The organism is Binatus sp. (SeqCode), assembly GCF_049584895.1.
Classification (GTDB): Bacteria; Desulfobacterota; Binatia; order Binatales; family Binataceae; genus Binatus.
On record NZ_JBAUYR010000045.1, the window covers coordinates 1 to 23,750 of the forward strand.

Annotated in this window: 22 protein-coding genes and 5 tRNA genes; 4 read left to right on the forward strand and 23 right to left on the reverse strand. The window is 60.0% G+C overall.

All coding sequences use genetic code 11. The annotated features are described in order from the left end of the window. From rpoC to WB650_RS09305, 14 genes are all read right to left on the reverse strand, one after another. Positions 1 to 3,512 (reverse strand): DNA-directed RNA polymerase subunit beta' (rpoC, locus tag WB650_RS09240; RefSeq protein ID WP_423960237.1); only part of this gene is annotated, 3,512 nt, incomplete at its 3' end. A 21-nt stretch (positions 3,513 to 3,533) separates the two neighbouring features. Beyond that, a complete protein-coding gene (rpoB, locus tag WB650_RS09245) occupies positions 3,534 to 7,643 on the reverse strand; it encodes a DNA-directed RNA polymerase subunit beta (RefSeq protein ID WP_423960238.1) in 4,110 nt (1,369 codons plus the stop codon). Positions 7,644 to 7,851: 208 nt separating this feature from the next. After that, positions 7,852 to 8,244: a 50S ribosomal protein L7/L12 gene (gene rplL / locus WB650_RS09250; RefSeq protein ID WP_422301694.1), complete on the reverse strand. Its 393-nt coding sequence runs from the start codon at positions 8,242 to 8,244 to the stop codon at positions 7,852 to 7,854. Between the two features lie 139 nt (positions 8,245 to 8,383). After that, positions 8,384 to 9,004, reverse strand: coding sequence for a 50S ribosomal protein L10 (rplJ, locus tag WB650_RS09255; protein ID WP_422301696.1), 621 nt, complete (start codon positions 9,002 to 9,004; stop codon positions 8,384 to 8,386). 44 nt (positions 9,005 to 9,048) lie between these two features. Next, on the reverse strand, positions 9,049 to 9,762 hold the full coding sequence (rplA, locus tag WB650_RS09260) for a 50S ribosomal protein L1 (protein WP_422297599.1): 714 nt from the start codon (positions 9,760 to 9,762) through the stop codon (positions 9,049 to 9,051). A 12-nt stretch (positions 9,763 to 9,774) separates the two neighbouring features. Next, positions 9,775 to 10,200, reverse strand: a complete 426-nt coding sequence (rplK, locus tag WB650_RS09265; RefSeq protein ID WP_422301697.1) for a 50S ribosomal protein L11 — start codon at positions 10,198 to 10,200, stop codon at positions 9,775 to 9,777. A 101-nt stretch (positions 10,201 to 10,301) separates the two neighbouring features. Beyond that, entirely contained in the window at positions 10,302 to 10,865 is a 564-nt protein-coding gene (gene nusG, locus WB650_RS09270; RefSeq protein ID WP_422301698.1) for a transcription termination/antitermination protein NusG, read from the reverse strand. A gap of 36 nt (positions 10,866 to 10,901) precedes the next feature. Beyond that, the gene (gene secE, locus WB650_RS09275; protein ID WP_422301700.1) at positions 10,902 to 11,105 is read right to left on the reverse strand and encodes a preprotein translocase subunit SecE; all 204 of its coding nucleotides are present in this window, start codon (positions 11,103 to 11,105) and stop codon (positions 10,902 to 10,904) included. A 90-nt stretch (positions 11,106 to 11,195) separates the two neighbouring features. Further along, positions 11,196 to 11,272: transfer RNA gene (locus WB650_RS09280), tRNA-Trp, on the reverse strand. A 99-nt stretch (positions 11,273 to 11,371) separates the two neighbouring features. Then, complete coding sequence (gene rpmG / locus WB650_RS09285; protein WP_331585904.1) at positions 11,372 to 11,527, reverse strand: 50S ribosomal protein L33; 156 nt, start codon at positions 11,525 to 11,527, stop codon at positions 11,372 to 11,374. Positions 11,528 to 11,602: 75 nt separating this feature from the next. Further along, positions 11,603 to 11,675: transfer RNA gene (locus WB650_RS09290), tRNA-Thr, on the reverse strand. A gap of 85 nt (positions 11,676 to 11,760) precedes the next feature. Further along, positions 11,761 to 11,836: transfer RNA gene (locus WB650_RS09295), tRNA-Gly, on the reverse strand. Between the two features lie 27 nt (positions 11,837 to 11,863). Continuing rightward, a tRNA-Tyr gene (locus WB650_RS09300) sits at positions 11,864 to 11,949 on the reverse strand. A gap of 23 nt (positions 11,950 to 11,972) precedes the next feature. Further along, positions 11,973 to 12,044: transfer RNA gene (locus tag WB650_RS09305), tRNA-Thr, on the reverse strand. 338 nt (positions 12,045 to 12,382) lie between these two features. Here WB650_RS09305 and WB650_RS09310 point away from each other — a divergent pair. Next, entirely contained in the window at positions 12,383 to 12,745 is a 363-nt protein-coding gene (locus tag WB650_RS09310; protein WP_422301258.1) for a hypothetical protein, read from the forward strand. An 8-nt stretch (positions 12,746 to 12,753) separates the two neighbouring features. On the opposite strand, the gene rlmB is transcribed toward WB650_RS09310, so the two are convergent. Then, the gene (gene rlmB, locus WB650_RS09315) at positions 12,754 to 13,659 is read right to left on the reverse strand and encodes a 23S rRNA (guanosine(2251)-2'-O)-methyltransferase RlmB (protein ID WP_422301256.1); all 906 of its coding nucleotides are present in this window, start codon (positions 13,657 to 13,659) and stop codon (positions 12,754 to 12,756) included. A 423-nt stretch (positions 13,660 to 14,082) separates the two neighbouring features. On the opposite strand from rlmB, the gene lptF reads away from it, so the two are divergent. Then, positions 14,083 to 15,273 (forward strand): LPS export ABC transporter permease LptF, encoded by a 1,191-nt coding sequence (lptF, locus tag WB650_RS09320; RefSeq protein ID WP_422301375.1) that lies wholly within the window; start codon positions 14,083 to 14,085, stop codon positions 15,271 to 15,273. Next, on the forward strand, positions 15,270 to 16,370 hold the full coding sequence (gene lptG / locus WB650_RS09325; RefSeq protein WP_423960243.1) for an LPS export ABC transporter permease LptG: 1,101 nt from the start codon (positions 15,270 to 15,272) through the stop codon (positions 16,368 to 16,370). Before lptF ends, lptG begins: the two co-directional genes overlap by 4 nt. A 298-nt stretch (positions 16,371 to 16,668) precedes the next feature. Here the strand turns inward: lptG and WB650_RS09330 are convergent, their stop codons facing one another. Beyond that, positions 16,669 to 17,175 carry a hypothetical protein gene (locus tag WB650_RS09330; RefSeq protein WP_422301379.1) on the reverse strand — a complete coding sequence of 169 codons (507 nt, stop codon included), beginning with the start codon at positions 17,173 to 17,175 and terminating at the stop codon, positions 16,669 to 16,671. A gap of 269 nt (positions 17,176 to 17,444) precedes the next feature. Beyond that, positions 17,445 to 18,017, reverse strand: a complete 573-nt coding sequence (locus WB650_RS09335) for a GrpB family protein (RefSeq protein WP_422301381.1) — start codon at positions 18,015 to 18,017, stop codon at positions 17,445 to 17,447. Positions 18,018 to 18,144: 127 nt separating this feature from the next. On the opposite strand from WB650_RS09335, the gene WB650_RS09340 reads away from it, so the two are divergent. Beyond that, positions 18,145 to 19,383, forward strand: a complete 1,239-nt coding sequence (locus WB650_RS09340; protein WP_422301383.1) for an acyl-CoA dehydrogenase family protein — start codon at positions 18,145 to 18,147, stop codon at positions 19,381 to 19,383. Between the two features lie 45 nt (positions 19,384 to 19,428). On the opposite strand, the gene WB650_RS09345 is transcribed toward WB650_RS09340, so the two are convergent. The 6 genes from WB650_RS09345 to WB650_RS09370 all read right to left on the reverse strand — a co-directional run bounded on the left by WB650_RS09345 (position 19,429) and on the right by WB650_RS09370 (position 23,565). After that, positions 19,429 to 20,124 carry an alpha/beta fold hydrolase gene (locus tag WB650_RS09345; RefSeq protein ID WP_423960246.1) on the reverse strand — a complete coding sequence of 232 codons (696 nt, stop codon included), beginning with the start codon at positions 20,122 to 20,124 and terminating at the stop codon, positions 19,429 to 19,431. Further along, entirely contained in the window at positions 20,114 to 20,809 is a 696-nt protein-coding gene (locus tag WB650_RS09350) for a haloacid dehalogenase type II (RefSeq protein ID WP_423960247.1), read from the reverse strand. Before WB650_RS09350 ends, WB650_RS09345 begins: the two co-directional genes overlap by 11 nt. Before the next feature lie 84 nt (positions 20,810 to 20,893). Then, the gene (locus WB650_RS09355; protein ID WP_422306965.1) at positions 20,894 to 21,748 is read right to left on the reverse strand and encodes an alpha/beta fold hydrolase; all 855 of its coding nucleotides are present in this window, start codon (positions 21,746 to 21,748) and stop codon (positions 20,894 to 20,896) included. 232 nt (positions 21,749 to 21,980) lie between these two features. Continuing rightward, positions 21,981 to 22,373 carry a hypothetical protein gene (locus tag WB650_RS09360; RefSeq protein WP_422306967.1) on the reverse strand — a complete coding sequence of 131 codons (393 nt, stop codon included), beginning with the start codon at positions 22,371 to 22,373 and terminating at the stop codon, positions 21,981 to 21,983. A gap of 98 nt (positions 22,374 to 22,471) precedes the next feature. Then, entirely contained in the window at positions 22,472 to 22,942 is a 471-nt protein-coding gene (locus WB650_RS09365; protein WP_422306969.1) for a nuclear transport factor 2 family protein, read from the reverse strand. A gap of 5 nt (positions 22,943 to 22,947) precedes the next feature. After that, on the reverse strand, positions 22,948 to 23,565 hold the full coding sequence (locus tag WB650_RS09370; protein WP_423960249.1) for a DsbA family oxidoreductase: 618 nt from the start codon (positions 23,563 to 23,565) through the stop codon (positions 22,948 to 22,950). Between the last annotated feature and the right edge of the window lie 185 nt (positions 23,566 to 23,750).

Sequence of the window (23,750 nt, forward strand, 5' to 3'; positions counted from 1 at the left end):
TCCGCAACGCGCGGCAGACCGCCGGTGATGTCCTTGGTCTTGGTGGTCTCGCGAGGAATTTTCGCAATGACGTCGCCGGGCTCTACCGCGGTGCCTTCGGGCACGTTGATATACGCACCCACCGGCAGGAAGTAGCGCGCGACGTTGTTCGAGCTCGGCAGCTTGGCGGTCTTGCCCTGCGCATCCTTGATCGAGATACGCGGGCGCACGTCGAGATCCTTGAACTCGACGATAACGTTGGAGCGCGCGCCGGTTCGTTCATCGACCCGCTCCTCCATCGTCTTGCCTTCGATGATATCGCCGTACTTAACCGTGCCGCCGACTTCGGTGATGATCGGCGTGGTGTATGGATCCCATTCCGCGATCAGCTCTCCGGGCTTTACCTTATCGCCCTCGGCCTTGCGCAGTTTGGCGCCGTACACGAGCGGATAACGCTCGCGTTCGCGCTCGCGCACGCGGCCGCCTTCGTCGGTGACCTGCGCGGCGATTACAACTTCGCCATGCCGTGTCATCACGACCAGATTGCCGTCGCGGCTCTTGACGGTGTTGACGCCATGCAGGCGCATCACGCCTTCGTTGCGCACTTCGAGCGTGGTCTGCTCGGCGCGCCGGCTGGCGGTACCGCCGATATGGAAGGTACGCATTGTGAGCTGGGTGCCCGGCTCGCCGATTGATTGCGCTGCGATGATTCCGATCGACTCGCCCATATTGACGAGATGCCCGCGGCCGAGATCGCGTCCGTAACACTTGACGCAGACCCCTTGACGCGACTGGCAGGTGAGCACAGAGCGAATCTTGATTCGCTCGACGCCGGCGTCTTCGATTTTCTTGACCTTGTCCTCGTCGATCATCTCGTTGGCATGCACCAGCACTTCGTTGGTGAACGCATCGCGGATGTCTTCGAGTGCGACGCGTCCGAGCACGCGATCGCCGAGGCCTTCGATTATCTCGCCGCCTTCGACCAGCGGCGTCATCTCGATTCCGTCCAGCGTGCCGCAATCGTCCTCGCTGATGATCGAGTCCTGCGCCACGTCGACCAGCCGGCGAGTCAGGTAGCCTGAGTTCGCGGTCTTGAGCGCGGTGTCGGCGAGTCCTTTGCGTGCGCCGTGAGTCGAGATGAAGTACTGCAGAACCGTCAGACCCTCACGGAAGTTCGCGGTGATCGGAGTCTCGATAATTTCTCCCGACGGCTTCGCCATCAGGCCGCGCAATCCGGCCAGCTGCCGAATCTGCTGCTCGGAACCGCGGGCGCCCGAGTCAGCCATGATGAAGATCGGGTTGAACGAGGGCCCGGTGACAGTCTCGCCCTTGTCGTTCTTGCCGAAGACCTGGGTCGACAGCCCCTTGATAACAGCGCTGCCGATCTGATCCTGAACTTCGGCCCAGATATCGACGACCTTGTTGTAGCGCTCGCCGTCGGTGATCACGCCGTTGTTGTACTGCTGCTGGATCTCGCTGACCTGCTTCTGCGCGCCTTCGAGCAGATGAGCCTTCTGCGGCGGAATGGTCATGTCCTTGATCGAGATCGAGATTCCGGCCTTGGTGGCGAATTCGAAGCCGATGTCTTTCAAGCGATCGGCGAAGATAACCGTCGCCTTGTCGCCCGCGCGGCGATACACGATGTCGATAAGGTTGCCGAGCTCCTTTTTCTTCATCGTCTTGTTGAGCTCGGTGAAGGGAATCTCGGGCGGCACGATCTCATAGAGCAGCACGCGGCCGACGGTGGTGGTGACGCGCTCGTAACGCGGCATCGCCGCGGCGGCGGCAGCGGCAGCAGCGGCGCGCTCTTTCTTGGTGCGCGGCTTGCCGTTCGGCTCGACCTCAGCCGGCGCGATTCCAGTCGCGAGAATCGGCGCCATCCGCACCGTGATCTTCGCGTGCAGATCGATCTCTTCGTGATCGTACGCGATTCGCACTTCCTCGACGTTGGCGAAGTTCTTGCCCTCGCCGCGCGCCAGCGGCTTCTCGCGGGTCATGTAGTAGAGGCCCAGCACCATATCCTGGGTCGGCACGATCACGGGCTTGCCCGACGCCGGAGACAGGATGTTGTTGGTGCTCATCATGAGCGCGCGCGACTCGACCTGCGCTTCGATTGAGAGCGGCACGTGCACCGCCATCTGATCGCCGTCGAAGTCCGCGTTGTACGCGACGCATACCAGAGGATGCAGCTGGATTGCCTTGCCTTCGATCAGCACCGGCTCGAATGCCTGGATGCCGAGTCGATGCAGGGTGGGCGCGCGGTTGAGCAGCACCGGATGCTCGCGGATGACGTCGTCGAGAATATCCCAGACGTCCTTGCCCTCTTTCTCGACCATCTTCTTCGCGCTCTTGATAGTCGTGACGTAGCCCTTTTCTTCGAGCTTGTTGTAGATGAACGGCTTGAACAGCTCGAGCGCCATCTTCTTCGGCAGTCCGCACTGATGCAGGCGCAGCTCGGGGCCGACTACGATTACCGAGCGGCCCGAGTAGTCGACACGCTTGCCGAGCAAGTTCTGCCGGAAGCGTCCCGACTTGCCCTTGAGCATGTCGGACAACGACTTCAGCGGACGCTTGCTTGGCCCGGTGATCGCGCGGCCGCGGCGGCCGTTGTCGAAGAGCGCATCGACGGCTTCCTGCAGCATCCGCTTTTCGTTGCGAATGATGATGTCGGGAGCGTTGAGCTCGATCAGCCGCTTCAAGCGGTTGTTGCGGTTGATCACGCGCCGATACAGATCGTTCAAGTCGGAGGTCGCGAAACGCCCGCCGTCCAGCGGAACCAGAGGACGGAGATCGGGCGGAATCACCGGCAGGATCGTCAGGATCATCCACTCAGGCTTGTTGCCCGAGTCGCGGAACGCGTTGACGACCTTGAGTCGCTTCGCAACCTTCTTGCGCCGCGCCTCGCTCGCCGTCGCCTTCATCTCGACGCGCAGCTCCTCTGCCAGCTTGTCTAGAGTGAGCTGTCCAAGCAGCGAGCGGACGGCTTCCGCGCCCATCTCGGCCTTGAAGCCCTGGCCGTATTGCTCGCGCGCCTCGCGATACTTGCGCTCGGTGAGCAGTTCTTTGTACTGCAGCGGAGTCTCGCCCGCGTCGGTGACGATGTAGCACTCGAAGTACAGGACCTTCTCGAGTTCCTTCAGTGTCATGTCGAGCAGGGTGCCGATTCGCGACGGCAGCGATCGCAAAAACCAGATGTGCGCGACCGGAGCGGCGAGGTCGATATGACCCATTCGCTCGCGACGCACCTTGGACTGGATTACTTCGACGCCGCACTTCTCGCAGACGACTCCGCGATGCCGCATGCGCTTGTATTTGCCGCAGTTGCATTCGTAGTCCTTGGTCGGCCCGAAAATCTTGGCGCAGAACAGCCCGTCACGCTCCGGCTTGAAAGTCCGGTAGTTGATCGTTTCAGGCTTCTTGACCTCGCCGTGCGACCACGAGCGGATCATTTCCGGCGACGCGATCGAAATGCGGATCGCGTTGAACGCCAGTGGATTCTTGGGCTTCTCGAAAATGCCGAAGAGATCTTCCATCTCGATATAACTCCCTGGCCCTTAAGCCCTTTGTGGCTGCTCGAGCAGCTCCATGTTCAGGCAGAGCGATTGGAGCTCCTTGACCATAACGTTGAACGACTCGGGCAGTCCGGGTTCGAGCGTGTTCTCGCCCTTGACGATCGCTTCATACATTCGCGTTCGTCCCGCCACGTCGTCGGATTTAACCGTGAGCATCTCCTGCAATGTGTACGCCGCGCCGTAAGCCTCGAGCGCCCACACTTCCATCTCGCCGAGCCGCTGCCCGCCGAATTGCGCCTTGCCGCCGAGCGGCTGCTGCGTAACCAGGCTGTAGGGGCCGGTCGAGCGAGCGTGAATCTTGTCTTCGACCAGGTGATGCAGCTTCATCATGTACATAACGCCGACCGTTACCGGCTGCTCGAACGGCAGACCGGTGCGTCCGTCGTGGAGCTGAGCCTGTCCGGTCTCGGGCAGGTCAGCGCGCTTCAGCAACTGGAAAATTTCCTCTTCGCGCGCGCCGTCGAACACGGGCGACGCGACGTGGACTCCAGCCAGCGCCTTGGCCGCGAGCTTGTAGATGTCGGGTTCGGCCAGCTCGTCGATAAAGTCGTGGCTCTCTTTCTCGGGATAGATATCCTTGAGCCGCTTCTTGAGCGCCGCGGCGCTGACGCCGTTTTTGAGGTCTTCTTCGATTTTGTGCCCGAGCTCGCGCGCGGCCCATCCGAGATGAGTTTCAAGGATTTGGCCGACGTTCATGCGTGACGGCACGCCAAGCGGGTTCAGCACGATATCGACCGGAGTGCCGTCCGCGAGGCACGGCATGTCTTCCTCGGGCAGGATTCGCGAGAGCACGCCCTTGTTGCCGTGCCGTCCCGCCATCTTGTCGCCGACCTGGAGGCGCCGTTTGATCGCGACGAACACCTTGATCATCTTGATCACGCCGGGAGCAAGTTCGTCACCCGCCTTCAGGCGCTCGACCTTGGCCCCGTAGTGGTTCTGCACCGCCTCGACGTTCGCGTTCATCGCGGCGATAGCCTGCTCGGCCTCTTCCTGCGACGATTCGTTCTCGACGCGGACCTGGCCCCATAGAGTAGGCGGCAGCTCTTCGAGCTCCTCGGCGCTGATTGGGTCGCCCTTCTTGAGCAGCTCCTTGCGATCGTCAGACATCACGCGTCCCGCGAGCTTCTTGCCGGCGAGCGACTTCTTGAGCTTGCGCAGAGTTTCCTGCCGAATGATTCGCACTTCTTCGGCTTCGTCGGTCTTGAGGCGTTCGGCCTCGAGTACTTCGATTTCCTGCGTGCGTTCGTCTTTGGAGACGCCGCGGCGCGAGAACACGCGGCCGTCGATCACGGTGCCTTCGACGCCCGGCGGCACGCGCAGGCTGGTGTCGCGGACCTCACCGGCTTTTTCACCGAAAATTGCGCGGAGCAGTTTCTCTTCGGGAGAAAGCTGGGTCTCGCCTTTCGGAGTGATCTTCCCAACCAGGATGTCGCCCGGACGGACTTCGGCGCCAATCCGGATGATACCGCTCGCGTCGAGATCCTTGAGCGCCTCTTCGCCGACGTTGGGAATGTCGCGGGTGATCTCTTCGGGTCCGAGCTTGGTGTCGCGCGCGATACATTCGAACTCCTCGATATGCACCGAGGTGAACAGGTCTTCCTTGACCACGCGCTCGGAGATGAGGATGGAGTCTTCGAAGTTGTAGCCGCCCCACGGCATGAACGCGACCAGCACGTTGCGGCCGAGCGCCAACTCACCCATGTCGGTGGAGGGGCCGTCCGCCAGCACGTCGCCGGACTTCACCCGCTCGCCTTTGACGACGATCGGACGCTGGTTGATGCAGGTGTTCTGGTTCGAGCGCTGGTACTTGATGAGGTTGTAGATATCGACGCCAGCGTCGCGGAGATCCTTGGTCTGCTTGTCGGCGCGGACGACGATTCGCTCCGCATCGACGCTTTCGACGACACCGTCGCGCTTGCCGACCACGGTAACGCCCGAGTCGCGGCCCACTGTCCCCTCAAGGCCAGTGCCGACCAGGGGAGCATCAGGTTTGAGGAGCGGAACCGCCTGGCGCTGCATGTTCGATCCCATCAGCGCGCGGTTGGCGTCGTCGTTCTCGAGGAACGGAATCAAGGACGCGGCAACCGACACCAGCTGGTTGGGCGACACGTCCATGTACTGGACGTCCTCGGCGCGGACCATGGTGGACTCGCCGCCGATGCGCGCCGACACGATGTCGTCGGTGAAGCGTCCGTGCGCGTCGAGCTTGGCGTTGGCCTGCGCGATGACTTTATCTTCTTCGTCGAGCGCGGACAGATAGAGGATTCGCTCGGTGACGCGATTGTTCTCGACTTCGCGGTACGGCGTCTCGATAAAGCCGTATTCGTTGACGCGCGCGTAGGTCGAGAGCGCCGCGATAAGTCCGATATTCGGGCCCTCAGGCGTTTCAATCGGGCATACGCGACCGTAATGCGTCGGATGAACGTCACGGACTTCGAATCCCGCGCGCTCTCGCGTCAGCCCGCCAGGTCCAAGCGCAGACAGACGCCGCTTGTGCGCGATTTCGCTGAGCGGATTGGTCTGATCCATGAACTGCGACAATTGCGACGAGCCGAAGAACTCCTTGATAACCGCCGAGGCCGGCTTGTAGTTCACCAGCTCCTGCGGCATCAGGGTTTCGATGTCCTGAAGGCTCATCCGCTCTTTAATCGCGCGCTCCATGCGCACCAGCCCGATGCGGAACTGGTTCTCGACCAGCTCGCCGACGGCACGCACGCGGCGATTCCCAAGATGGTCGATATCGTCGACCTGGCCGTTGCCGTTCTTGAGCTCCATCAGGTAGCGGACCACCTCGAGGATATCCTCGCGGCGAAGCGTCCCCTGCTCGAGCGGCACGTCGATCTTGAGCTTGTGATTCAGCTTCAGGCGGCCGACTTTCGACAGGTCGTAGCGCTCGGCGTTGAAGAACAGGTTGTTGAAGAAGGTGGTCGCCGTTTCCTGTGTGGGCGGATCGCCGGGACGCAGCCGCCGGTAGATCTCGATCACCGCTTCTTCGGGCGTGCCGAGCTTGTCCTGCGCGAGCGTCAGGCGGAGCGGACCGCCGCCGGGCGCGTCTTCGGTGAACAGCACTTCGATCTTCTTGACCCCGTGCGCTTTCAGCTTCTCGAGGGTCTCCTCGGTCAACTCCTCGTTGGTGCCGATCAGCACCTCGCCGGTGGTGGAATCGACGATATCGTGCGCCGAGACGCGGCCGACGATCTCGTCGAGCGCAATAGGCACTTCGTTGATTTTCGCCTGCTCCATCGCACGGACTATCGCCTTGTTGAACTTGCGGCCCTCGCGCGCGATAACCTCGCCCGACTTGGGATCCTTGACGTCGCGGCCGACCCGCGAACCCAGCAGATGGTCGGGGACGAACTGCTTGGTGTACTGCTTGGGATCGAGGTTGATGACGTCTTTCTTGTAGTAGTAGTTGAGCAAGTCCTCGGTGGTCATCCCGAGCGCGCGCAGAAGCACGGTCGCCGGAAACTTGCGCCGCCGGTCGATTCGGACGTAGAGCACGTCGCGCGGGTCGAATTCGAAATCGATCCAGCTCCCGCGATACGGAATGATTCGCGCCGAGTAGAGCAATTTTCCAGTGGAGTGGGTGCGGCCTTTATCGTGCTCGAAGAACACTCCGGGCGATCGATGCAACTGCGAGACGATGACGCGCTCGGTCCCGTTCACCATGAAGGTGCCGTTGCCGGTCATCAGCGGAATCTCGCCGAAGTAGACCTCCTGCTCCTTGACGTTCTTGATGGAGCGGCGGCCGTTCTCGACGTCCCAGATGACCAGCTGAATCTTGACCTTGAGCGGCGCGGCGTAGGTCATGCCACGCTGATGGCATTCCTCGACGTCGTACTTGGGCGTGCCGAGCTCGTACGAGACGAACTCGAGCGACGCCGTCTCATTGAAATCCTTGATCGGAAAGACCGACTTGAAGACCGCCTGCAGACCTACGTCCGCGCGGTCCTCGGTCGACACTCCGACCTGGAGAAAATCGTCATACGAGCGCTTCTGAATCTCGATCAGATTCGGAATCTCGATGATCTTTTTGATCTTTCCGAACGATCGGCGGATACGAAGATTACTGGTTACGTGAACCTGAGCCATTAGCTACCTCAGCTACCTCGCCGTGCGTGCGCCGCATATTTCGGCGCGCCGTGAAGGCCGAGAAAAAAAGAAATCGCGGGCGCAAGGCGGCCTGCCCGTGCCCACGGCTTCATGAATAAAGACCGAATGAAATTCCCGCGCGCCGGTCAGAGCCGCACCGCGTGAATTTCCCGACCCTTTGTTGTGCGTCAAAAAGACTAAGTCCGTCCTACTTAAGCTCCACGGTGCCGCCGGCTGCTTCGAGTTTCTTCTTGATATCCTCGGCCTCGGCTTTGTTGACGCCTTCTTTGACCGCCTTCGGCGCTCCGTCGACCAGGTCCTTGGCCTCTTTCAGACCGAGGCCGGTCAGCTCGCGCACGACTTTGATCACCTGGATCTTTTTGTCGCCGGACCCCGTCAACACGACGTTGAACTCTTCCTTCTCGGGCGCCGCGGCCGCGGCACCACCGCCGGCCGCAGGAGCAGCGGCGGCAGCGACGGGAGCAGCGGCAGATACGCCGAGCTCGGCCTCGAGTTCCTTGACCAGAGCCGCTGCATCGATCAGGCTCAGGTTCTTCAGATAATCCTTCACCTGATCGCGGCTGAGTTGTGCTTCTGACATTTACCTTCTCTCCTTGTTCTCGCATCCGGGGGAGGCCTGTGGGAGCGCCCCAGAATTCTTCTTTTCAGTCAAATCGTCAAAGTGGATCAGTCAACATAAGCATCGCTACGCGGCATGCAAGCGATAAAATTAATCTTTTTCATCCCTCAGAGGGCGCTGCCGGGGCAGCCGGAGCCGCTGGCGCTTCAGGCGCTGGTTCCGAGGACGCCGCCGCTGGCGCTGCCGGAGCCGCAGATGCCGCACCGGCGCCGTTTTTCTTTCCGATCGCATCGATCACCCGCGCCAGGTACGAGCCCGGCTCGTTGAGCAACCGCACCAATTGCGTCGCCGGCGCATTGAGCAGGCCCAGCAACTGGCTGAAAATCACTTCGCGCGAGGGCAACGTCGCCAGCGCCTGCACTTCCGCCGGCGTCAGCGCCTTGCCGTCCATCACCGCGCCCCGCAGCTTGAGCTTCTCGCCCAAGGGCCCGAATGAGGTGAAGGTTTTCGCCAATACGACGGGATCTTCGTAGCTCAGGATCAGCCCAATCTGCCCGCCGAGGTTGCTGTCGAGCGCCTCGTACTTGGTGCCCTTGATTGCGTGGCGGACGAGCGTGTTCTTGGCGATACGCATCTCGCCGCGCACCGCGCGCAGCCGCTTGCGCATCTCGGTCGATTCCGCCGCAGTCATCCCGCGGTACTCCGAAACGAGCGCGATACTGGCGCGGCCGAAGCTACTCGACAGGTCTTCGACCAGCGCGGTCTTTTCAGACTTTTTCATTATAACGTTCCAGCCCCTGCGAACGAAAAACCTATGATCGTATACTAAGCAGCCGCCGCCAGAGCCTTGGCCGCCGCCTGGCCCGTGTCGACGCGGACCCCGGGGCCCATGGTCGAGGACAGCGCGAGGCTGCGAACGTAATTGCCCTTGGCGCTGGCCGGCTTGGAACGAACGATCGCACCAAGCAGCGCGCGCACGTTGTCGAGCAGCTTCTGATCTCCGAAACTGGTCTTGCCGACGCGCGCGTGCACGACGCCGGCTTTGTCGACGCGATAATCGACCTTACCGGCCTTGATCTCGGCGACGGCTTTGGCCACGTCGAAGGTCACGGTGCCGACCTTGGGATTAGGCATCAGGCCGCGGGGCCCGAGAATTTTACCGATACGACCGACCTGGCCCATCATGTCTGGCGTCGCGATGACGCGGTCGAAGTCGAGCCAGTTCTCTTCCTGAATCTTTTTGATGATCTCTTCGCCACCGACGAAATCGGCGCCGGCTTCGCGCGCCTCGCGCTCTTTCTCACCCTTGGCTACTACCAGCACGCGCGCAGTCGATCCGGTGCCGTGCGGCAGGACAATAGTGCCGCGGACGTTCTGATCGGCCTGGCGCGGATCGACTCCGAGCCGCACTGCAATCTCGACGGTCTCGTCAAACTTGGCGACCTTGTTATCGACCACCAGCTTGACCGCCTCTTCGAGCGTGTAGCGCTTTTCGCGATCGATCTTTTTGAGCGCTTCTTTGTATTTCTTCCCAGCCATTTTTTTCAGCCTCTATTCCGAAACCTCAATGCCCATACTGCGCGCCGTACCCGCCACCGTGTTGACGGCGGCGACGAGGTCCGCTGCGGTCAGGTCCTTCAACTTGGTCTTGGCGATTTCCTCGACCTGCGCGCGAGTGACCTTGCCGACCTTGTTCTTGTTCGGCATCGGCGACCCCTTTTCGATTCCCGCCGCGCGTAACAGCAGGATGGAGGCGGGCGGGCTCTTGGTGATGAAGGTGAACGAGCGGTCGGCATACACGGTGACGATCACCGGGATGACCAGGCCCTGCATGTTCTGGGTCTGCGCGTTGAAGGCCTTGCAGAACTCCATGATATTGACGCCGCGCTGGCCGAGTGCGGGTCCCACCGGTGGCGACGGGTTCGCCGCGCCGGCCGGAATCTGCAGCTTGATCGATCCGACAACTTTCTTAGCCACTTTAAAATCGTTCCCAGTGAATCAGTTGATTAGGTCGCGAACGCCGCTCGTACGCTTCAGGAGCGCACGTCCGGCGATTCGATTGTCGTTTTTCGTTGTTTTCAGGCCTTCTCTACCTGCACAAAGTCGAGCTCGACCGGAGTTGCGCGGCCGAAAATCGAGATGAGAACACGCACTTTGCCCTTCTCCGGCTTGACTTCCTCGACGGTGCCGTTGAAGTCCTGGAAAGGGCCGTCGACGACTTTGATCGCCTCGCCGACTTCGAACAGCACCTTAGGTTTGGGACGCAGCGCGCCCTCTTCCATCTGCTGCTCGATTTCTTCGACCTCGGACATCGGAACTTCGGGCGGATTGGTGGAATGCCCGACGAAGCCGGTAATCTTCGGCGTATCTTTAATGACGTGCCAGGTCTCGTCGTCGAGGACCATCTGCACGAAGATGTATCCGGGGAAAAACTTGCGGCTGGAAACCTTGCGCGCGCCGCCCTTGCCGAGCTCCTGCACGCGTTCGATCGGCACCAGCACCTTGCCGATCTTCTCTTCCTTATGGAGCGAGCGCACCCGTTCCTCGAGCGCGGCCTTGGCCTTGTGCTCGTAACCCGAATAAGTGTGGACGATATACCACTTCATCGCGGGCTTGGCGGTTTCGGTAATAGGTTCAGTCATTGGAAATCAGCAATATATGTCCGGTCCTTTGGTTCCCTAGCGGAGCAGCGTCTGGACCGCGCGCACCGCAAAAAAATCGATCACTCCGAGCCACAAAGCCATCACAAACGTCAGACCGACAACCACCACCGTGGCCTGCATGGTCTCCTTGGGCGAGGGGTAATGGACCTTGGCAAGCTCCGTCCACGCTTCCGAGACGAAACTTACGCCCTGATTGAAGTAACTTTTCAGACTATTCATTTTTCGTGCCTAACGCAAGAACCCTTTTCAGTGAATGGCTATCCTGTTTTTCGATCCTTCAAGTGCCTCGGTCGCATCGCGCGAAATGTTTGGCGGGCCAGCCAGGGGTCGAACCTGGAACCCTCGGATTTGGAGTCCGATGCTCTGCCAATTGGAGCTACTGACCCTCTTTTCAATATCTACGCGGACTGTTGATCTGCCAGCACCTCTGACGCTGACCAACTGCCAGCGCCTCTGAGCTGACCGCCTGCCAGCGGCTGTAGCTATTACGTAACTTTGCCTTCTTTGTGTACGGTGTGGGCGCGGCATCGCGAACAGAACTTTTTGATTGCAAACTTGTCGGTCTGCGTCTTTTTATTCTTGGTGGTCGTGTAGTTGCGCGATTTGCAGGTCTCACACGACAGCGAAATCAGATCTCTCATTGTAATCCGCCTCGAAAAAAATTACTCGCGTTCGAAAAACTTCCCGGCTGCTCAAGCTGCCATGCAAATCTGGAAAGCCCACGACGGGATTCGAACCCGTGACCTCTTCCTTACCAAGGAAGTGCTCTACCGACTGAGCTACATGGGCATTGGTGCGATGCACTCAACCTGAACAATCGATAAACACACTCCGAAAACCTAGCTGCGAAATTCGATTCACTGAAAAAAGAAACTGGAGCGGGAAACGGGACTCGAACCCGCGACCCCGAGCTTGGAAGGCTCGCGCTCTACCAACTGAGCTATTCCCGCTCTCCCCATTCGAACCCATCATTATACTGGTGGAGAGGGAAGGATTCGAACCTTCGAAGGCATAAGCCGGCAGATTTACAGTCTGCTCCCTTTGTCCACTCGGGAACCTCTCCCGCCAAGGCAATAATGCCGCCCAAGCCGATGGCGAGAATCGAACTCGCAACCACCTGATTACAAATCAGGTGCTCTACCGTTGAGCTACATCGGCAAACAACGAACAACGTTAAGAAGGAAAAGCTATTCGGCGGCGTAGCGACTGTCAAGCTAAACGGGGTTTTGGGGGTCTGCTTCTTGCATCCCGGCGGGGTGATCCACCTCGGACTTCACCAAGCACGCACCACTGGGTTTTCCCGCTGATCGAAGTATCGAAAATTGTGAGAAACCTGGTAGCGGATGCGCTCGTAAAAGCCTAGTGACTGTCGGACGCAAGGAAGCGCGACTGCGATCGCGTTTGACATTTGCGGTGCGAGAACAGAAAAGTGGATGTTCCCCACGTAACATCGCAGTACTTGCGAAGATCAGCTTCAATCGGGAACAGTAATCCTCATGCCAAAAGCCAAGCCGACCAGCAGCACCCTAGTGGACCTCGAATGGGCCCGCGTCTATGCCGACCGTATCAAGGACGAGCTGAAGTTGATCGCCAAGACCCTGTCGGACCTCAACGCGCACGCGATGCATCCACAGCTGGTCAAGAGCGCGGTGACCTTGAAAGCGCAGATGAAAGAGGCGAGTCAGCAAGTTGGCGGGATGAGAAAAATCGCGAGCCAGGTCGAATCCCACTGGATGAACACGATCAAAAAGGCGCTGGCGCGTAAGCGTTCCGGTTTGGACGGACGCAAATCGACGCAGGCAAAACCAGCGGCCAAGAAAACCTCGAAGAACAACTCGCAGACATCGCGAGAAGTCTGAGGCCTCACTCAGAGTTTCGCAGCGGCGCGGCGGCGGGCTATTTCGAAAAGCGCTACTGCGGCGGCTACTGAGACGTTGAGCGAGCCGACCTTGCCGCGCATCGGGATATCGACGATGAAGTCGGCGCCTTTTTTTACGATGTCGCGGACGCCGCGGCCCTCGGAACCGACGATGATCGCGAGTTTGCGCGAGGTGTCGAGCGTGTAGATCGAGGTATCGCCGCCGGGCGCGAGCGCCGCCGTCCAGTAGCCTGCTTCCTTGAGCTGCTCGATAGTGCGCGCGACGTTGCCGCATCGCGCGATCTTAAGATGTATCCACGCGCCGGCCGACGACTTGACCGCGGCGGGCGTGATGCCGGCGGTGCGGTCCTTCGCGATGATGAGTGCGCTGACGCCGGCGCCTTCCGCCGATCGCATCAGCGCGCCCAGGTTGCGCGGATCGGTAACGCCGTCGACCAGCACGATCGGATCGGGCTGCTCGGCGAGAATCTTTTCGAGTGGCATGTACTCGTACTCGCGCATCAGGGCTGCGATTCCTTGATGGCGCGCGGCGGACCCGGCAAGCCGCTCCAAGCCGGCATCGTCGACGAACTCGACGCGGCCCCCGCCGGTTCTGACGAGATCGATCTCAGTGGCGAAGCGGCGCTCGTCGCCGGATTTCACGTAGAGCACTCGAATCGAGGCGGGCGCCGCGGCGACCAGCTCGCGGATTGGCTCGACGCCGTAGACTATTTCGCGATCGTTGCCGCTCGGGCGATGAATATCGCGCTCATTTGTATCCGTGCGTCGATACTCGCGCGCAGGTGGCGGCGCGGCTGCGGGCTTTGCGGGAGGCGCCGGCGAAATCCGGCGCGGCGGATGCGGCGCGTTGCGGTTGAAGCGCGGGGTGCGGCTCTTGTCGCGAAAGTCTCTCATTGAAGGGGATAGTATCAGAGCGGCGGAAGTGGGGCGCGGGTCGAGCGTGGTCATTCTGGCGAAGCGAGAAGGGCGAGCGAAGATTTTTGTCACCCTGACGACAGGAGCGTCAGCGACTGGAGGAATGGGCCTCGGACAGCTTCGCGTGAGCGAAGCCGGTTCCGGTTTTGCCTTGCTGCGTTCCAATGAGAATCCAAGGAGCGCTGCGCGATCTCAGAACCGGTACCGGCTTCGCTGGCGCGAAGCTGTCCGGAGGCCAGAAGCCATGTCCTGCCGCTCGCGTTGCTCGCTACGTCAGGATGACAAAATCTGATCGCGATGCGTGGGCCATCGGAAGGCCAAATAGAAGAAATTGGAATCGCAAGTTTCAATCCCTCGCTGAGATGTCTAAACTTGGACGCTGCACTCGGTTCGGATCAATAAATGAAACTGGCGATTCCTGGATTTGCGATTATCGACCGCTACGTCGCGCGCGAGGTGCTTGCGCCGTTCGCGGTGGACGTCGGCCTGCTGACCTTCGCGCTCGTCACCGGCAAGTTGCTCAAGCTGATGGACATGGTGGTCAATCACGGCGTCAGCCTCGGCGAAGTCTGCGGAATCATCGGGTACATCATGCCGGCCTTCCTCGAGCTCACGTTTCCGATGGCGGTGCTGCTCGGCGTGCTGATGGGATTCGGGCGGATGTCGAGCGACCAGGAGATGACCGCGGCCCGCGCATGCGGCATCAGCCTTTACCGGCTCGCGATACCGGTGTTGATAGTGGCGATGGGGGTGTACGCGGTTTCGAGCTACTTCGCGTTCTCGCTGCGGCCGTGGGCGAATTCCAATCTGCGCAACAAGCTCTACGAACTCAGCGAGACCCGCTCCAGCGCCGGCTTGAAGGAAAAAATCTTCAACAGCAATTTCCCCGGCCTGGTCGTGTACGTTAACCAGATGTCCGACACCGATTCGAGTTTGACGGGCGTGATGATTTCCGATGCGCGCGATCCGCACAATCAGAACACGATAATCGCCAAGCATGGTGCGATGCTCCCCGACCCGAAGACCAAGACCATCACGCTGCGGCTGTATGATGGATCGATCTTCGGGGTCGAGCCGCAGAACGATGCGACTCACGTGACCAGCTTCAAGACGTACGATCTCAGTATCAGTCCCGAGGAGTCGCTCGGCGTCACCGACGTCGAGCCGGACGAAATGACCTACGCGGTACTGAAAGCTGATATTGCGGCCGCGCGCGCCAAGGGCAAACCGGACTACGATGCCGAGACCGAGATGGCGAGCAAGTTTACCGTCCCGTTCGCCACCATGCTGTTCGCGCTGCTCGGTATCTCGCTTGGGCTCAAGCCGGCGCGCGGTGGGAATTCGGAGCGCTTCGGGGTCAGCGTCGCGCTGTTCTTTCTCTATTACTCGCTGATGCGGGTGGGCGAGACGCTGGCGCAGCGCGGCAGACTCGACTCGTGGATCGCGATGAGCATCCCGGACCTGGTCTTCATGGCGTTGGCGTTCTGGTTTTTCTATCGCGCAGCGTCCGACAAAGCCGATACCGGCCGCGGCCCCGGCGACATCATCTGGGATCTGGTCGAGCGTTACGAACGGAGCAGGCAGGCGGCATGAGACTTCGACCGCGTCTTTCGCCGGTGATGGATCGCTTTATCGCGGGCCAGTTCTTCGGCCCGTTCATGGTTTGCCTGGCGGCATTCACGGCGGCGTACCTGCTCGGCGATATGTTCGATCGATTCGACGATTTGATCCGCTACGGCGGACTGGGATTGTTGGGGCTTGAATATTTCGCGCTCAAGCTTCCGCTGATCATCTCGCAAGTCTTGCCGGTGGCGTGCCTGGCCGGAGTGTTGCTCGGCTTCGCGCTGCTGAATCGATCGGGTGAGGTGCTGGCATGCCAGCAACTCGGCATCAGCCGCCTCGAGATGGCGGTGCCGGTGCTGTTGGTCGCGGTTTTGATCTCGGGTTTCGATTTTCTGATCAGCGAAACCGTCGTTCCCGCCGCGACGCGAGAAGCGAAGTACATCTACTCGGTGGAACTCAAGAAGCGATCGCTCAAAGCGGTATTCGCCAACCGGCGAATCTGGGTGCGCGTGCGCGACGGATTCGTTTCGGTCGATAACCTCGACAAAAAAGATTCGCTGCTGAAAAACGTCACGCACTATCAACTCGATGACGATTTCGGACTCAAGGACCTGCGGCATGCGAAGACCGCGAAATGGAACGGTAGCATCTGGGTTGAGGATGGAGTGGATTCGTTCCAAATCGCCGAGAGCGGCGCAGTGACCAAGACTGATGAGACGCGACTCGATCTCGGACTGACGCCGGCCGACTTCGACCTGCTGCGCTTCGACCCCGAGGAGTTCAGCTTGTGGGAACTCGATCGGTATATCGCGGACCTGCGCAGCAAGGGACTCGACCCGGGCGGCTACGTGGTCGATCGCGATTTGAAATACGCGATGCCGCTGGCGTGCGTGATAATGGTCGCACTCGGGATGTCGCTCAGCCTCGATCCGCTGCCGCGCAACCTGAGTCTCGGGCGCAGCTTCGGGCTGGCAATCATAATCGGCTTCGCTTATTGGACCGCACTCGGAATCACGTCGGCGCTGGGCCGTTCAGCGCTCCTGCCGGCGCCGGTAGCCGCGTGGATACCGAATTTCATGTTCGCGATGATCGCGATTTCAATTTTCCTGTTCGGCGAAGAACGCTGACCGCAGCAGGAGACCACCATGCAGATGAATGTGAAACCAATCCCGACGCTCGCCCCCCCGCATCAATGAGATTCGGGCGCTCAGCGCGAAGATCGTCAATCACGATATCTTGCCCAACGAAAAGAAGCTCTGGGCGGGATGGCGCGACGGCGCGACCGACGAGGAGCGGCGCAGCTCACGGGCGCTGCGCGAATCGATCAAGAATAGGGTAAAGAAGGCCGGCCTATGATCGCGAAGAACGTACTGGCTCGTTATCACAATTGAGAAACCTGGAACTTCGGGAATTGAATAGGGAGCTTTACTCCGGCGCGATCATGAGTGTGCCATGCTCCTTCTTCGTAAGAGGCCCGCATGCAGTAAAATGATAGTGACCGGATATGTCGGTGTCGGTCGCATGAGCGTCAGACATCGAGAACTTGCAATGAATATATGGAGCTTTCGGAACGAAAATAAACGAAATAGCGACTTTTTTTGAAGTGGCTTTCCCCGTAATGGTGCCAAAGTCGGTACCCTCGGAGAACATAAACGACCAATCGCCAGTCAGCGCTCCGTTAGGGGCTTCGGTAAAATCGACGTCGAGGGTACCCGATCCCGCCAGATTATCGTCGATGGTTCCCGTCCACGATCCCGAAACCGTCAGGGGCGGTTTTTTCGCATCTGGCGATGTTGCGGTCTCGCCCTGATCAGACTGTTGGCCGCCGAAGATCGAGCCGTCTTGAGCCTGAGCAGGCGAGGTCGCAAAAGCGAGCGTGGTTGCGCTGAAAAGTAAGGCGGCGAGGACGGGAGCAAAATGTGAAATTTTCATGTTTGGTAGCCCTTCGAGGTAAAATTTAGACCTCGGTAGGAATACTAGGCTGCCGTACATATGTCAAAATTACTCGTCTGATTGAATTCGCTGCTAACTGCCGATCAAGGCGCATGAACATTGCGTCAAGGGCACAAAACGACTTCAGAACAGAACAATACTCGGCTAACGAGGTCCACTCCGAACGTAATGGGTCGTATTGTTTGCGGACTCGGTGTGGGCGCGCGCAGATGGATTAGATAGACCTTTTTCAACAGCGAAGAACGTCGCTATCGGAATCGTGCGCCGCGGGCAGCGCGGGCGCGTGCGACGATTTCCTCAACCACCGCGGTCTTGGCGTCGGCGTAGTTCTGCACGTACTTCCAGGTCTGCTGCGCGAGTTCGCGCTTGGTGCGCTCGTAAAGCTCGCGGTCCGCGTCGTTGGCGCGCAGCCAGTCGCGGAACATCAACATCTTGTCTATCTCGGGGCATCCGAATGAGTAGACGTGGAGATTGATGTCGGTGTCGGGGCCTTTGAACAGCCGATGCTGATTCCATTCCGGCTCGCGGATGCGGAGCACGTATCCGGCAGACTCCATCGCGGGCACGTAGGCCGGCTCGTCGGCAGAATCCGCAACCGCGAGAATCATGTCGATGATGGGCTTGGCGGCGAGGCCGGGGACCGAGGTCGAGCCGACATGCTCGAGCATCAGGACGCGACTGCCGAGCGTCGAGCGGACGCGATCCGCCTCGCGGATGAAGAGCGCCGGCCAATCGGAGCTGTACGCGATCAGCTGAATCGGAGCGTTATGCACACGCATCCCACCGATTCGAGCCGCCTGCATTTCTTCTTCGGTAGCCATCTGGTCGCTCGAAACCTATACGCGATCGAAATGCTGCAGCCTAGCGAGCCTGTCTGATGCGGCGCGGGACACATTTTCATCGGGAGCGCGCCGCGCTACGCTTGGGCCCGAAGAGGAGACCACCATCATGCAGATGAACGTGAAGCCAATCCCGACGCTCGACCCGCGCATCAATGAGATCCGCGCGCTCACGGCGAAGATCGTCAACCACGATATCCTGCCCAACGAGAAGAAGCTGTGGGCGGGGTACGGCGAGGGTGGGACAGACGAGGAGCGGCGCAGTTCGCGGGGGCTGCGCGAGTCGATCAAGGAGAAGGTGAAGAAGGCGGGCCTGTGGGCACCGCATCTGCCGCCCGAATACGGCGGCTCGGGACTGCACTTTCTCGAGCATGCGTACATGAATGAGGTGCTCGCATACAGCATGGGAGCGGCGGCTCTCTTCGGCGTGGTCGCGCCCAACTCGGGCAACCAAGCGATCCTGCTCAAGTACGGCACCGAGGAACAGAAGCGCAAATGGCTGGTGCCGCTGACCGAGGGCAAGATGGAATCCGGCTTCTCGATGACGGAGCCCGACTCTGCAGGCTCTGACCCGCGGTCGATTAAAACCACGGCGGTCCGCGATGGCGACCAGTGGGTGATCAACGGTCACAAGTGGTTTACCTCGAACGGGTTCCGCGCCGACTTCTTCATCGTCATGTGCCGCACGGGCGGAAGCGGCACCGACAACGGACGCATGACGCAGATAATCGTGCCGAAAAATACGCCGGGCTTGCGCATCGTGCGCGGAGTCGAAGTCTGGGGACATCGGAGCGACCACTGCGAGATCGTTTACGATGACGTGCGCGTGCCGCTCAGCAATCAGCTCGGGCAGGCGGGCACGGGGCATCAGGCGGCGCAGGATCGGCTCGGCGCGGGGCGCGTCTATCACTGCATGAACTCTGTCGGGCAGATGTGGCGGGCGTTCGATCTGATGGTCGAGCGGGCGACGATGCGCGAGGTACACGGCGGCAAGCTCGAGACCAAGCAATTCATTCAAGGGTTCATCGCCGACTCTTATATCGACATCCAGGCAGCGCGGCTGATGACTATTCACTGCGCCGAGCGGATGGACAGCAACAACGACCCGCGCACGGACATCTCGGCGATCAAAATTTTCGTGCCGGCGGCGTACACGCGGGTGGTGGATCGCGCGATACAGGTGTGGGGCGCGGCGGGAGTCTCAGGCGACCTGCCGCTGGCCGGCATGTACCAGGGCGCGCGAACATTGCGGCTCGCGGACGGCCCGGACGAGGTCCACAAAATCCTGATCGCGAAGAACGTGCTGGCGCGCTATCACAACGGAGAAAGCTGGGACTTCGGCAACTGACGGCTTCGGCCGCAGAAGTGCCATGACGCATACAAGCGAAGGCGATCAGCTGGTGGTCGCTTCCCTGATGGCCTCGCGTATGATGTCGACGACGAGGCCGGGCGCGGTAACGATTGACGTGTGGTCGACAGGATGCGACCGCACCCGCGCGCGCATCCGCTCCGCCATGAAGCGCTGCGTCTCGTGGACGATCATGCGGTCCTGCTCCGCGATGAGAAACCAGCTTGGGCGGTCTTTCCAGAGCGGGCGATTCATGCGCACCGAGATGCATGCGGGCGAAAGCGGCCGCTGAACCGCGGAGAGCACCGCCAACTCCTCAGCGGAGGCATTCTGTGCAAACGCCGCGGCGAAAGCCTCGTCCGGCAGATAGATCAGTCCATGCTGGTCTGGCGCCAACTTTGGAGCCAGCGGATGAGGCTTGGCACGGTAGAAGACCTCAGCGACAGTCTCGCCTTCGTCAGGAGCAAGGGCGGAGACATAAACCAGCGCCTTGACCTTCTCGCTCCGCGTAGCCGCGATCACTGCCCCACCATAGGCGTGACCCGCAAGGACGACCGGTCCCGGAACTCGCTCCAGCGTGCGCTCGAGCGCAGCCGTATCCTCAGCAAACGAGGTCAACGGCAACGGAGCCGCGAGTACCCTGACACCTTCGGCAGCCAGCGGCGCGATGACTTTGGCCCAGCTCGATCCGTCAGCCCAGGCGCCATGCACCAGCACCACACTCACATTCTCATGCGACATTGGTTCTCTCCTTGTGCTGCGCGATCAACTGATCGGCGACGTCGTGCAGGCTTGCACCGACGATCTGCGGCTGCGGGCCGACTCGCAGGACGTCGTTGCCCGGCCGCTTGATCAAGGCAGCCTTCCAGCCCGCAGCGACGGCGCCGAGGGTGTCCCAAGTGTGGCAAGCGACAAGACAGAGCTGAGACGGCTCAACCCCGAGTTCCCTCTCAACATATTCGTAAGCTTGCCGCGAAGGCTTGTGACGCTTGACGCCGTCCGCACTGAAACGCCGCTCGAAGAAATTGACCAGCCCACCGTGTTCGAACTGACGCGTCTGCACCTCGAGCAAATTGTCGGTCAACGTGAATAGCCGGAATCCTGCTTTGCGAAGCTTCTGAAGAGCTGCCGGCACCTCGCGATGGGGAGGCATGGTCGAGAATTTTTCAACCAGTTCCTTCTTATCGGCGTCATCGATCTTTATCCCGCGGGTGTCGGCCAGCATCTTCATCACAGCCGAACCGATATCCGTGAAAGGCACATAACATCCGGCTACCGTCAAAGCAGCGGAATACATAATGAGGTTAGCGAACCAAAAGCGCATGGCGCCTTTGTCGCCGAAGATACGCTCGAACGTCGGCTCCATGGTTGTGAGATCGAGTAAGGTCTCATTCACGTCGAAGACAATCAGAGGAAGAGCAGCCATCTGATTACACTCCAATTGGTTTCACTGTCTCGGGATTACTACCGGCCCATCGGCTCGCTCGGGTATCGGCGCCGAGTTGCGAAATCAGCCGCCGAGAAAATCGCGGATCGCCACTGCTATCTCGGCCGCGTGCGTCTCGAGCGCGAAGTGCCCGGTATCGAAGAAATGCATGACTGCGCGAGGGATATCCCGCTTGAAGGCCTCCGCGCCGCGCGGCAGAAAGAACGGGTCGTTCTTTCCCCACACCGCGAGGAGTGGCGGCTTGTGGTCCCGAAAATACTTCTGGAAAGTCGGGTAAAGCGCGACGTTGGTCTTGTAGTCACCGAACAGATCGAGCTGCGGCTCATCCGCACCGGGCCGGGCCAGGTAGAAGTTGTCGAGCGAGTAGCCGTCTGGCGAAACCCTCGTGACGTCGGAGACACCGTGAGTGTATTGCCAGACGGTTGTCTCGGGTTTGAGGAAGGCGCGCAGTGCGTCGCGATTTTTTTGCGATGAGTCTTCCCAATATGCGCGGATCGGATTCCAGCCGTCGCTCAGCCCCTCCTCGTAGGCGTTGCCATTCTGGGAGACAATCGCGGTGACGCGCTCGGGATGTTTCAGCGCAATCCGCAGGCCGACGGGAGCGCCGTAATCAAAGATATAGATCGCGAAACGCTTAAGCCCGATATTTTCGGTGAAGCGGCCGATCGTCTCAGCAAGGTTTTCGAAGGTGTATTTGAACTTATCGAGTGGTGGCAGGTCCGACTGACCAAAGGCCGGCAAGTCGGGCGCGACGAGGTGAAAGCGGTCGGCAAGAAGCGGAATCAAATCGCGGAACATATGCCCGGCGGTCGGAAACCCGTGCAACAGCAGCAACGTCGGAGCGTCGATCCGCCCGGCTTCGCGATACGAAATCTTCAGGCCGTTAACATCGACACTACGGTAGTGGATCGTTTCCATTGAGATTTCCTCCTCGAGTGAATCGATGCGTCCGCCTCCTGAAATACGCGGGCTTCTCGACGGGACAAGAACCCGACGCTCTGTATTTTAGTACTCGGCCGAAGTTAACGACATTCGGCTGAGCTCAATGCTCTGTGGGAAAACGTCAGCTCGCGACTTTTAGACCGATCTGCGGAGTCAGGCGGCGCTTTTTTCAAACGAGCTGAATGTGGTCCATGTTGAGTCCATCAGGTTAGACAAGATTCGAGTCCAGCCAGCCTTGGAAAGTGTTCGTCCACTTCTCGATATGCGGCTTGATGTTCGCTGTGAAAATCCCAGACGCCATCTGATGCTTGCCCAACTTGACTATCAGGCTCATGAATTCACGCCGGTTGCGCCTGTCGACTTCGGGTCCGCGAGCGGTGGGAGTACAGAAAGCGCTGTCGATCATCGAGCCCATTCCTCCCCAGAAGTCGCCGGAAGTAAGCCATACTTTCAATTCGGGCTCGTCGCTGTGCAGGACCTTTCGAATAATTGCGGCGTAGGTGTCTTCTCCGCCCGCTTCAAATAAACGTTCCAGATTCGTCAGCATTAGACGGGCTTCGTTCAATTGATCGGCCGTTGGTCGCGGTTCGGTGAGGCTCATTGGTTGCTTCAGCTAAACATCTGGGTGCAGGGGTCACCCTGCCGAAGGAAGCAGTGAAAGATTGAAACCCACCGTGGGTTTCACATTCAATCGAGCTCCTACACCTTGCGGCTCTGGCCCTTCGCTTCGGCCCATCCCTGCTTGAGCGGCACCACGTGATGGAAGAACAGCTTGCGCTCAACGAAGCGCCATTGGCCGCGCTCGCGCCGATATTTGTCTTGGTAGTATCCCGCCGCGGTCACGCTCTCGCCGTTTCGCGCGAAGCGGGCCTCGATCGCGCAAGTGCCGTGCGCCTCATCGCCGTTCAGGTGGATTATGTGATTCTGAATGAACGGCAACGCGACCTCCGGCTCACGCACCGACGCACGATAAAACTTGAGCAGCGCCTCGCGCGCGCGCACCGCCTTGAAGTCGGCGTCGCTGACGTCGAGCACGCCATCATCGGTGAACAGATTCGCGACCGCCTCGCCCTCGCCATGCGCGACGTGCCAACAATAGCGCGCGGTCAGCTCCTTGATTTCGTCGCGATCTTCCAGTTCCTGAATTCTCTGCTCGATTGATTTTGTCATAGCCGTCAGCTCGCAAATCTTTCGGTGGCGCGTTTGAGGACCGCGCGCATTGCGTCGAGGCTCTGCGCGCCGACCAGTGGATATTCGCCGATGAAAAACATCGGCACGCCGCTGACTCCGCGCTGATTCGCCGCCAGCGAATTATTTTTCAGGCGCATCTCGTACTTCGGCGATTTGATCGCGTCCGCCACCTCGCTCGCGTCGAGTCCCGCTTCCCCCGCCAGCCGCGCGACGACGCTCGCGTCGCCGATATTCTCGCCGTCGTTGAAGTACGCGCGATAGATCCGCTCTTCAAGCGCTTCGTCGCGGCCCGACTCGCGCGCAAACTCCGTAGCCGCCAAGGCAGCGTGCGAGTTGGTCAGTATCACCGGCGGCTTCATCGAAAATCCCACCGCGTCGGCCATCGCGGTGATCCGCTCCCACGTTGCCTTCCGCGCCGCCGCGTCACCGGCCTCGCGCAACTTGTCGGCGGGAATTCCTTCGGCGGGCCAGTCGGGATGAATCTGAAAGCCGCGCCATTCGAGCTGGAAATCGAATTCCGACTTGAGCCGTCGCATCGTTTCGAAGCCGACGTAACAGAACGGACAAATGTAGTCCGAGAACATCACGACTTTCAGCGCCATTGCACGATCCTCTTGCGCCAATATAGGACCGACGGTTACGCGCCGTCAAAAAGGTCGTCGCCCACGTCATTTTCCGCAAAGCCACAGCTATGTTATTGACGTGATAGAGCTTGATGAGGTGACGCCATGATTCTCGACTCGTTCAAACTTGAGGGAAAAGTCGCCATCATCACCGGCGCCGGCCG

Bases quoted from the DNA above. Each gene is read 5' to 3' on its own strand.
- WB650_RS09340 (WP_422301383.1), top strand. From the start codon at position 18,145: ATGCAGATGAACGTGAAGCCAATCCCGACGCTCGACCCGCGCATCAAT.
- rplJ (WP_422301696.1), bottom strand. From the start codon at position 9,004: ATGAAAAAGTCTGAAAAGACCGCGCTGGTCGAAGACCTGTCGAGTAGC.
- rplL (WP_422301694.1), bottom strand. From the start codon at position 8,244: ATGTCAGAAGCACAACTCAGCCGCGATCAGGTGAAGGATTATCTGAAG.
- WB650_RS09335 (WP_422301381.1), bottom strand. From the start codon at position 18,017: ATGGCTACCGAAGAAGAAATGCAGGCGGCTCGAATCGGTGGGATGCGT.
- secE (WP_422301700.1), bottom strand. From the start codon at position 11,105: ATGAATAGTCTGAAAAGTTACTTCAATCAGGGCGTAAGTTTCGTCTCG.
- WB650_RS09355 (WP_422306965.1), bottom strand. From the start codon at position 21,748: ATGGAAACGATCCACTACCGTAGTGTCGATGTTAACGGCCTGAAGATT.
- rplA (WP_422297599.1), bottom strand. From the start codon at position 9,762: ATGGCTGGGAAGAAATACAAAGAAGCGCTCAAAAAGATCGATCGCGAA.
- lptF (WP_422301375.1), top strand. From the start codon at position 14,083: ATGAAACTGGCGATTCCTGGATTTGCGATTATCGACCGCTACGTCGCG.
- WB650_RS09345 (WP_423960246.1), bottom strand. From the start codon at position 20,124: ATGTCGCATGAGAATGTGAGTGTGGTGCTGGTGCATGGCGCCTGGGCT.
- WB650_RS09330 (WP_422301379.1), bottom strand. From the start codon at position 17,175: ATGAAAATTTCACATTTTGCTCCCGTCCTCGCCGCCTTACTTTTCAGC.
- rpoB (WP_423960238.1), bottom strand. From the start codon at position 7,643: ATGGCTCAGGTTCACGTAACCAGTAATCTTCGTATCCGCCGATCGTTC.
- WB650_RS09360 (WP_422306967.1), bottom strand. From the start codon at position 22,373: ATGAGCCTCACCGAACCGCGACCAACGGCCGATCAATTGAACGAAGCC.
- rlmB (WP_422301256.1), bottom strand. From the start codon at position 13,659: ATGAGAGACTTTCGCGACAAGAGCCGCACCCCGCGCTTCAACCGCAAC.
- WB650_RS09310 (WP_422301258.1), top strand. From the start codon at position 12,383: ATGCCAAAAGCCAAGCCGACCAGCAGCACCCTAGTGGACCTCGAATGG.
- WB650_RS09350 (WP_423960247.1), bottom strand. From the start codon at position 20,809: ATGGCTGCTCTTCCTCTGATTGTCTTCGACGTGAATGAGACCTTACTC.
- nusG (WP_422301698.1), bottom strand. From the start codon at position 10,865: ATGACTGAACCTATTACCGAAACCGCCAAGCCCGCGATGAAGTGGTAT.
- WB650_RS09370 (WP_423960249.1), bottom strand. From the start codon at position 23,565: ATGGCGCTGAAAGTCGTGATGTTCTCGGACTACATTTGTCCGTTCTGT.
- rpmG (WP_331585904.1), bottom strand. From the start codon at position 11,527: ATGAGAGATCTGATTTCGCTGTCGTGTGAGACCTGCAAATCGCGCAAC.
- lptG (WP_423960243.1), top strand. From the start codon at position 15,270: ATGAGACTTCGACCGCGTCTTTCGCCGGTGATGGATCGCTTTATCGCG.
- WB650_RS09365 (WP_422306969.1), bottom strand. From the start codon at position 22,942: ATGACAAAATCAATCGAGCAGAGAATTCAGGAACTGGAAGATCGCGAC.